The sequence below is a fragment of the uncultured Blautia sp. genome (assembly GCF_902497045.1).
In the GTDB taxonomy this organism is placed as follows: Bacteria; Bacillota; Clostridia; order Lachnospirales; family Lachnospiraceae; genus Blautia_A.
Map to the genome: position 1 here is coordinate 1 of NZ_CABVDF010000109.1, position 8,993 is coordinate 8,993.

General features: G+C 43.9%; 6 protein-coding genes. 4 read left to right on the forward strand and 2 right to left on the reverse strand.

The genetic code is table 11. From position 1 onward, the window contains the following. Positions 1-3,334 (forward strand): YhgE/Pip family protein (locus RDS42_RS09055; RefSeq protein ID WP_308783376.1); only part of this gene is annotated, 3,334 nt, incomplete at its 5' end. A 70-nt stretch (positions 3,335-3,404) separates the two neighbouring features. On the opposite strand, the gene RDS42_RS09060 is transcribed toward RDS42_RS09055, so the two are convergent. After that, positions 3,405-3,821 (reverse strand): 4Fe-4S binding protein, encoded by a 417-nt coding sequence (locus RDS42_RS09060; protein WP_330489737.1) that lies wholly within the window; start codon positions 3,819-3,821, stop codon positions 3,405-3,407. Between the two features lie 293 nt (positions 3,822-4,114). On the opposite strand from RDS42_RS09060, the gene RDS42_RS09065 reads away from it, so the two are divergent. The 3 genes from RDS42_RS09065 to RDS42_RS09075 all read left to right on the forward strand — a co-directional run bounded on the left by RDS42_RS09065 (position 4,115) and on the right by RDS42_RS09075 (position 7,749). Further along, positions 4,115-5,584, forward strand: a complete 1,470-nt coding sequence (locus tag RDS42_RS09065) for a trypsin-like peptidase domain-containing protein (RefSeq protein ID WP_308783377.1) — start codon at positions 4,115-4,117, stop codon at positions 5,582-5,584. A gap of 233 nt (positions 5,585-5,817) precedes the next feature. Then, positions 5,818-6,765, forward strand: a complete 948-nt coding sequence (locus RDS42_RS09070) for a nucleoside hydrolase (RefSeq protein ID WP_308783378.1) — start codon at positions 5,818-5,820, stop codon at positions 6,763-6,765. A gap of 21 nt (positions 6,766-6,786) precedes the next feature. After that, positions 6,787-7,749 carry a 3'-5' exonuclease gene (locus RDS42_RS09075; RefSeq protein WP_308783379.1) on the forward strand — a complete coding sequence of 321 codons (963 nt, stop codon included), beginning with the start codon at positions 6,787-6,789 and terminating at the stop codon, positions 7,747-7,749. Here the strand turns inward: RDS42_RS09075 and RDS42_RS09080 are convergent. After that, positions 7,729-8,979: a D-alanyl-D-alanine carboxypeptidase family protein gene (locus RDS42_RS09080; RefSeq protein ID WP_308783380.1), complete on the reverse strand. Its 1,251-nt coding sequence runs from the start codon at positions 8,977-8,979 to the stop codon at positions 7,729-7,731. The genes RDS42_RS09075 and RDS42_RS09080 overlap by 21 nt on opposite strands. Between the last annotated feature and the right edge of the window lie 14 nt (positions 8,980-8,993).

Here is an 8,993-nt window from a genome sequence, read left to right on the forward strand (position 1 = left end):
AACAGGATCAATTATAGAAAGAAAGGGAATGACTATGATCAAAAATGAGTGGAAAAACCTGCTGAAGAATAAAATGCTGGTAGTAGTTGTTATTGCTATTATCGTAATTCCCGTTATTTATGCAGGATTATTTCTGAAATCCATGTGGGATCCCTATGGAAATCTGGATCAGCTTCCTGTGGCGGTAGTCAACAAGGATAAGGCCGTAGAATATGAGGGAAAAACCCTGAGTGTGGGAAGTGATATGGAAGATGCCCTGAGGGATAATGATTCCCTTGATTTTCATTTTGTGGACAGCAAAGATGCGGAACAGGGACTGAGAAATGGCACCTATTATATGGTAATTACCATTCCGGAAGATTTTTCTCAGAATGCTTCTACCCTGATGGATGAGAAGCCAAAGAAAATGGAACTGGAGTATGAGACAAATCCGGGAACAAATTATATTGCTTCAAAAATGAGTGAGAGTGCTGTTGTAAAAATCCGTGATGAGGTAGCATCACAGGTAACAGAAACTTATACACAGACAGTTTTTGACCAGATTACAGAGATCGGAGACGGTATGCAGGAGGCAGCTGATGGTTCCGTAAAGCTGAATGACGGACTGGGAGATGCGTCTGATGGAAATAAAACCATTACGGATAATCTGAAAAAGCTGGCGGACAGTACTCTTACTTTTAAGGACGGAGCAAATACTCTCACAGAGGGGCTGAAAGAATATACAGACGGCGTAGCCCAGGTTGATGATGGAGCTGCACAGCTGAATGACGGAGTCAGTACTCTGACAGCAAAGATTCCGGAGCTGACAGCAGGTGTAAACACATTAAACCAGGGGGTCAAAGATTATACAGATGGAGTTGCAAAGCTCGATGCAAACTCTGCTCAATTGACAGCTGGAACGGGAGATCTTCAGGATGGGGCAGAGACGCTGAAAAAAGGTCTTGATACCCTGAAAGATGGAACAACTCAGTATGTAAGCGGGGCAAACACTCTTGCAAATGGAGTGCTCCAGTATGTTGCCGGAGCGGATCAGCTGGCAGCGGGAGCAGAACAGCTTTCACCGCTGGAGGAAATCGGTCAGGTATCTTCCGGTATTTCTCAGTTGAACAGTTCTGTTTCCAAAGGAGATGGCTCTCTGAAAGCGGGAACTCAGCAGATTGAATCCGGCTTAGGGGAACTGTACGGACAGCTGAAAGAGCTTGGAGGCAGTGTGACAGCAGAAAATATCAAAAAGCTGACATCAGGTTTATCTGAAGCAAAAAGCGGAATGGAAAGTGCTGGAAAAGGAATGACTTCTGCTTCTTCCGGAATGACACAGGCTGCAGAAGGAATGACAAATGCGGCAGGCGTGATTACACAGGCAGGCCAGGGCATTTCTGCAGTGGCAGCTCAGGTTCAGAGTGTATCCAAACCTGTGGCAGATGCAGTAAGTGGAGTGGCAGGCATTGTAAATCAGTGCGCTCAGGACGCAAATGGCAAGCTGGATGCAGCAAGAAACCAGCTGGACGCGGCAAATGCTCAGATTGCTTCTGCAAACGGGCAGATCGATGCGGCAAATCAGCAGATATCCGGTATGCAGGCATCTATGGCAAATGCTCAGGCAGCAATCCAGGGAATACAAGGTTCAGCAGATGAAAACGGAATGGTTTCTGCGGCAAGTCTGAATGCCGTGATCGGAATGCTTGGCAATTCTGCTTCCGGTGTGTCTGGAGTAGATGCAGTACAGAATAATGTGGAAAATATGGATGCGTCTGCTTATACAGCGCAGGCACAGCAGATTGCAGACGCAGCTTCCCAGCAGCTGGCAGGTGTCCAGGAAACCTTAAACGGAACAGCAGGACAGCTGAATGAAGCGGCAGAAGGACTGAAAAAGGGTGCAGAGACTCTTGGAACAAAATCAGGAGAAATGAAAGCCGGAGCAGATCAGATGAAAGCCGGAGCTGAGAAAATGGCAGATGGTGCAGAAAATATTCCTTCGATCCCAACAGATCCCATCAATCAGGTGTCATCTGCAGTAGGGCAGCTTTATGCAGGATCCCAGAAAGTGAATCAGGGTGTGGGAGCGGTATCCTCTGCTCTGGATACCCTGGAAGAAGGAACAAAGGATTTTCCAAAAGCAGCTGCAGGAATAAAAGCTCTGAATGAGGGATTTGCCCAGCTGACAGCTAATGATAAGGTACTGACAGCAGGAGCAGAAGCGCTGAAAGCCGCAGGCAGCACCGTAACAGGAGGTATCAGTCAGCTGACAGCCGGAGGAAAAAAACTTGCAGATGGAGTAGGCGTATTAAGTGAGGGAATCAAAACCTATACAACCGGAGTCAGAACACTGGCAGGAAATAATGAAGCTCTTACCTCAGGAACACAGAAGCTTGCATCAGGAGCCTCGACTCTTGCATCAGGGGCAGCACAGCTTTCAGATGGAACAAAAACTCTGAAAGCCGGAACAAGCAAGCTTGTTGAAAACAACAGTACCCTGAACAAAGGAGCGGTTCAGCTTGCAGACGGTGCAGGACAGATCCAGGATGGATCGTCGCAGCTTTATGACGGATCAAAGGAACTGGGAGAGGGAATCAAAAAATTAAGTGACGGTTCAGATACTCTGCAGACAAGTCTCAGTGACGGTGCAGAGCAGGTAAAAGAAACAAAGGTGAATGACGATATGATAAGCATGTTTGCCGCACCGGTCAGGGAGGAAGAAACACAGATGACAACGGTGAAGAATAATGGACATGCTATGGCTCCCTATATGATGTCTGTAGGTCTCTGGGTAGGCTGTCTTGCTTTCTGTCTGATGTATCCTCTGACAGAATACAAGGGAAAACTAAAATCAGGTTTTGCATGGTGGGCAAGCAAGGCATCTGTTCTTTATCCGGTGGCAATTCTTCAGGGAATTCTTCTGATCATTCTGCTTCACCTGATTGACGGATTTACACCGGCACAAATGATGAAGACAGTTCTTTTCTCCTGTCTGGCATCAGTGGCATTTACTTCTATTATGTATTTCTTTAATATTACTTTCGGTAAGGTGGGAAGCTTCCTGATGCTGATCTTTATGGTGGTTCAGCTTGCTGGCTCAGCAGGAACCTATCCTGTAGAGATCTCTCCTTCCTTTGTGGCAAAGATACATAATTATCTGCCCTTTACCTATACAGTAAATGCTTTTCGAAGCACCATTGCAGGAGGTGAAAGTATAGGAAAATCAGTTGTGGTACTTGTTGTACTGGCACTTCTGTTTACCCTGCTGACAATTCTGCAGTTTCATCATATGGCAAATGCCAGAAAAAATGGAAAGACAGTTCTTTATGACTGGCTGGAGGCACATGGAGTAGCATAATAAGAAAAAACGCTGCAGTTCAGAATCTGTTGATGATTCCGGGCTGCAGCGTTTTTGCAGTAATCAGGTTTTATTTTTCTACGATTTCAAGTACGTCCATTGGACAGGCTTTTACACAGATACCGCATGCGATACATTTGGATGCTACAGGTTTTGCATCTACTTTGACCATGAGGCCGAAAGGACATGCCTCCACACATTTACCGCAGCCTGTACAAAGCTTTTTGTTTACCATGTAAACGCCCTTTGCGTTCTGAGTAATAGCGCCTGCCTCGCATACCTCTGCACATTTGCCGCACTGAGGACATGCCACAGGTCTTGGCTCGCCTTTGCGCTCTACGATCTGGATGCAGGATGCAAGTACATTGGATTCTTTGTAGTAGGCATTGGAACATGCCTCCACACATGCCAGACATGCCATACAGGTAGCGCCTTTTTTCACTGCCAGTTTTTTCATTACCATACCTCCGCTTTTGTTCTTTTTCAATCTCATTATCTGCTGTGTTCAGCTGGCTTCATTATAGCATTTTTATGTGATGCCGACAATTTATTTTGTGCTTTTTTTCACAAAGTCAGGGATTTTTCGGGGATACTACTGGTTTTACTGATAAAAATAGAGTATGATAAGAAAAAGTACAGATGTAAATGGAGAGAGCAGCTGATAAAGAAAACAGGGAGAATTAACAGTTTCCTCACATTTTTCCCACAAAGTCAACACAAATTTTTTTTATACTCAAACCATCAAATGAAAAACAGAGATATTCAAGGAGGGAAATCATAATGGAAAATATGAACCAGGATTTTAATATAAATAATGATGATGACAATAAGGAGAAAAAGAACAAAAAGAAGAATCGTATTCTGAAAGGTACAGGGATTGCTCTGTGTGCTGTTCTGGCAGGCGGTCTTGCATTTGAAGGAATCAGCTCTGCTTCTGGATGGAATTTCAGCAATACAGTAAAAGCATCTAATACAGAAGAAAACAGAACAGAACTTTTAAAAACAAAAAAGAAATCAGAGGATAAAAAAGAAGAAACCGCAGATACTGCACAGGAACCGGCTGAAGAGCCTTCTGAAACAAAAGTTAAGGGCAGTCTGGACGTATCAGATATTGCGGCAGAGGCAATGAAATCAGTTGTTGCCATTACAACGAAATCTGTTCAGGAGGTTCAGACGTATCTGGGAGATTTTGGATTCGGCGGATTTACTACACAGCAGCAGGAGGTTGAGGGAAGCGGCTCCGGTATTATCATTGGACAGAATGATGAAGAGCTTCTGATCGCAACAAATTATCATGTGATCGAGGGTGCTAATACCGTATCGGTAACCTGTATTGACGGCGAAGTTTATGAAGCAACAGTAAAGGGCTATGATGCAGATAAGGATCTGGCAGTTGTTTCTGTAGCTGTTTCAGATATTTCTGATGATACCATGGAACAGATCCAGGTAGCTTCTATTGGAAGCTCTGATGATCTGAGGGTTGGAGAACAGGTTATTGCCATTGGTAATGCTCTTGGTTACGGACAGTCTGTTACCACCGGTATTGTAAGCGCTAAGAACCGTAAGCTGGATGATTCCGGTCAGGCCGATGAAAATTCTGACGGCGTAAACCTGATCCAGACAGACGCGGCTATCAACCCAGGAAACAGCGGCGGTGCTCTTCTTAATATGAACGGTGAACTGGTGGGAATCAATTCAGCCAAGTTAGCATCCACTGAAGTGGAAGGAATGGGATATGCAATTGCCATCACAGACGTATCTGATATCCTTGAGAATCTGATGAATGAGACTCCAAGAGACAGACTGGAAGATCATGGGGTTCTGGCTATTACAGGAACTTCTGTAAGCGAAGAGGCAGCAAGTGTTTATGACATTCCGGAAGGTGTCCTGGTTGCAGAAGTGGTAAAAGGAGGCGCAGCGGATAAGGCAGGAATCCAGGTAAAAAATATTATTACAGAGTTTGACGGAAAGAGGGTACGCAGCATTGATGCTCTGGTAGACATGCTTCAGTATTATGAGCCGGGAGAAGAAGTCGAAGTAACACTTCAGGTTCTTGGTAACGGTGGATATGAAGAAAAGAAAGTAACGGTTAAGCTGGATAAAAACACCAATAAGGAAGCAGATGCATCTGAGACAAAAGAGGACGCTCAGCCATCAGAAGAACAGGGTGAGCAGAGTATTCTGGAAGAGTTTGGAAATGGATCTGAAGATGATGCCACATACGAGGAGTTTTTTGGTGATATCTGGTAAAACAGGCATTTCCGTAAAAAGATAAAAATATAAGCAGAAAAACTGCTGCAGATTGTGTTATGGAATCTATAGAGGACAGAACATGGATCTGCAGCAGTTTTTGCTTTGTACAGCTGTTCACAGGCTGGTTGAAACAAGAGAAAAGGTCTGTTATACTTAAACACAGAAGTTCCGGGGATAATGTGGAAAACATTTTTCAGCGGAAGAATATATGTGGAAAACGGTGAGAAAATATGAAAAGAAGAAAAGTGATCATTGACTGTGACCCGGGAGTAGACGATGGGGTCATGCTGGCTTTGGCCTCAGCGCATCAGGATCAGCTGGAGATATTGGGTATCACAACAGTATGCGGGAATCAGGATATAGATAAAGTAAGCAGAAATGCGCTGAGTCTGTCTGATTTTTTTGGTATTGAAGCTCCGGTAGCCAAAGGAATGGACAGACCTGTGGTACGGGAACCTGAGTATGCACCGGAAACACATGGAGAAGACGGAATCGGCGGATGTGTTCTTCCGGAAACACAAAGAACAGAGAGCAGAGAAAACGGAATCCTCTTTATGCAAAGAATATTGAAAGAACTGGAGAAAGAGGAAAAGGCATCAATAATTGCCACAGGTCCTCTGACAAATGTTGCACTTTTGCTTCGGATCTTTCCGGAAACAGCAGATAAGATCCGGGAGATTGTTTTTATGGGAGGATCTCTTTCCGGAGGTAATGTTACAGATGCTGCGGAATTTAATTTTTATGAGGACCCGGAAGCTGCCAGAATGGTTTTGCAATCAGGTGTTCCGCTGGTAATGTGTGGACTTGATGTGACAGAGAAGTGTACACTGACCAGGAAACAGATACTGAAAATGTGCCAGTGGGGAAGTCCTGCGGCAAAGCTCTGTGGAGATATGCTGGGGTATTGTCTGGAGAATTCTTCTGAAAAATACAGAGGAGAAGTAAGTGTTCATGATGCAGTTCCGGTAATGTATCTTCTTTATCCGGAAATATTTGAGGGAGGACATAAGATCCTGGATGTGGACTGTTCAGAAGGTGCGGCCAGAGGGGCGGTACTGGGCGGATTCCGATGGTGGAAAAATGAAGCAGAGGATACAAATGTTTATGTGCTTACAGATGTAGATAAAGATAAATTCCAGGAGTATCTGATCACATCTTTATATGAACTGGCACAGTGAAAAGTAAAGGAAGAGCTTTATATGAATTATATTGTTTTTGATCTGGAGTGGAATCAGTGTCCTGCCGGAAAAAATGGTTCAGATCCGGATCTGCCCTTTGAGATTATAGAGATCGGCGGGATAAAGCTGAATGAAAAAAGAGAAAAGATCAGTGAATTTCACAGGCTTGTAAAACCGCAGGTTTATAACTGGATCCACGACAGTATCCATAATGTGATCCATGTGGATTATAAAGAACTTATGAATGGAGAACTGTTTCCGCAGGCTGTCCAGGAGTTTCTGGACTGGTGCGGGAAGGATTTTGTGTTCTGTACCTGGGGGATGCAGGATCTGATGGAACTTCAGAGAAATATGAGATATTACAGTCTCCTGGATCTTCTTCCCGGTCCGGTGATCTATTATGATATCCAGAAGCTGTTCAGCTGGTTTCATGAAAACATTAAGCTGAGAAGAAGTCTGGAATATGCCATTGACTGTCTGGATATTGAAAAAGAAAAGGATTTTCACAGAGCATTGGAGGATGCGGAATATACAGCCAGAGTTTTTGCAAAGATGGACATGGCGGAGATACTTCCTTATTATTCTATAGATACCTATCAGCCGCCAAACAATCGGAAAAAAGAAATTTATATTTCATATCCTACCTATGATAAATATATATCAAGACAGTTTCATGACCGGGAAAAAGTGATAAAAGATCGGGAAGTGGCAAGCACTCGCTGTCCGGTCTGTCACCTTCCGGCCAAAAGACGGCTGAGATGGTTTATGAATAATTCCAGAATATATGAAAGCATTTCTCAGTGTCAGGAGCATGGATATATTAAAGGAAAAGTCAGGATCCGTAAAACAGACGAGGATACGTTTTATGCAGTAAAGACTTTGAAACCTGTAAATGAACAAAAAGCGGAGGAAATCCGCCAGAAGCGGGATTCTCTCCGCAGAAAACGTAATATGAAATATCATTCAGATAAGCAGATCGGATAGCAGAGTTTTTTGATAATATCTTGCAAATCCGGTCTGCTGGCCGTTAAAACTGTAGGTAATCTCCAGCAGGGGAAGACCTGCAGGATTTTTTTTGAATTTACGGCTTTTCTTCAGTGTATTGATATCGGTACCATTTGGAAGGGTAACAGAAGGCAGCTGGATCCGGTAAAATAAAACAGAATTCTTATAATCCTTCAGAATATATTTTTCGCAGGGAAGACAGGATATAGAGACCTCTGATGGTTCTGTTTTTACTGCAGATCTGGTAAAATTGTTAAAACCGTAATCCAGAAGTGCTGCTGTATCGGAATAGGCACCATTTACAGATTTCATTACAACAGAAACAAGATACAAATTACCTCTTCGTGCATAGGTTACCAGTGTATTTCCGGCAGCATCCGTATAGCCGGTTTTTCCGCCAAGGACGCCGTCGTAGGCTCGTGTATTTCCCTTCATCATTTTGTGATGATTAAGAAGATAGCGGGTTTCTGCAAATTTGTTTGTAGGTGGAATCTCATAATAGGCAGTAGTAGCAAATTTACGGAAAGTTGGATTGAACCACGCAGCACGTGCTATTTTTGCCATATCGCTGGCAGTTGTGTAATGCAGCTCATCGGGAAGTCCGTTGGGATTATTAAAATGAGTTCCCGTACAGCCAAGAAGTCTTGCCTTCAGGTTCATCAGCTCTACAAATTTTTTTACGGAGCCGGAAGTTTCTTCAGCAAGTGCAAGAGTCATTTCATTGGCAGACTGAAGCATTACAGCCATCATGGCCTGCTCCATGGTCAGTTCTTCGCCAGTGTCGGCATAGATGCTGGAGCTGTCGCTGATGGTGATGCCATGAGCGGCAGATTCTGACATTACAAGTTTGCCTTTCATATCTAAATGTTCCGCGGCAAGAAGAGCAGTCATAATTTTTGTGATGCTGGCAGGGTACTGAACCTTGTCAGCATTTTTTGAATACAGGACAGTTCCGGTGATCATGTCTACAAGGATGGCGGATTCTCCTTCAATCTTAGGTCCCTGAGGCCATCCGGGAATATTATCGGTAGAAGGAGCCTGGTTATAAAATTCTGTATGAGGATCAGGCGTAGGAGTGGCAGTTACAATAGGGGCGCCGGTTTCGTCATAGCCTGTAGCGAAAACGGAGGATGCCGGCAAAAAAGCCATTGCTGCACATAAAATACCACACACGGATTTTTTCAGGCATTTTATAATTTTATTTTTCATGAAAACGACCTTTC

What these genes read in the sequence shown, in the direction of transcription:
- RDS42_RS09075 (WP_308783379.1), top strand. Translation starts at nt 6,787, where the DNA reads ATGAATTATATTGTTTTTGATCTGGAGTGGAATCAGTGTCCTGCCGGA.
- RDS42_RS09070 (WP_308783378.1), top strand. Translation starts at nt 5,818, where the DNA reads ATGAAAAGAAGAAAAGTGATCATTGACTGTGACCCGGGAGTAGACGAT.
- RDS42_RS09080 (WP_308783380.1), bottom strand. Translation starts at nt 8,979, where the DNA reads ATGAAAAATAAAATTATAAAATGCCTGAAAAAATCCGTGTGTGGTATT.
- RDS42_RS09065 (WP_308783377.1), top strand. Translation starts at nt 4,115, where the DNA reads ATGGAAAATATGAACCAGGATTTTAATATAAATAATGATGATGACAAT.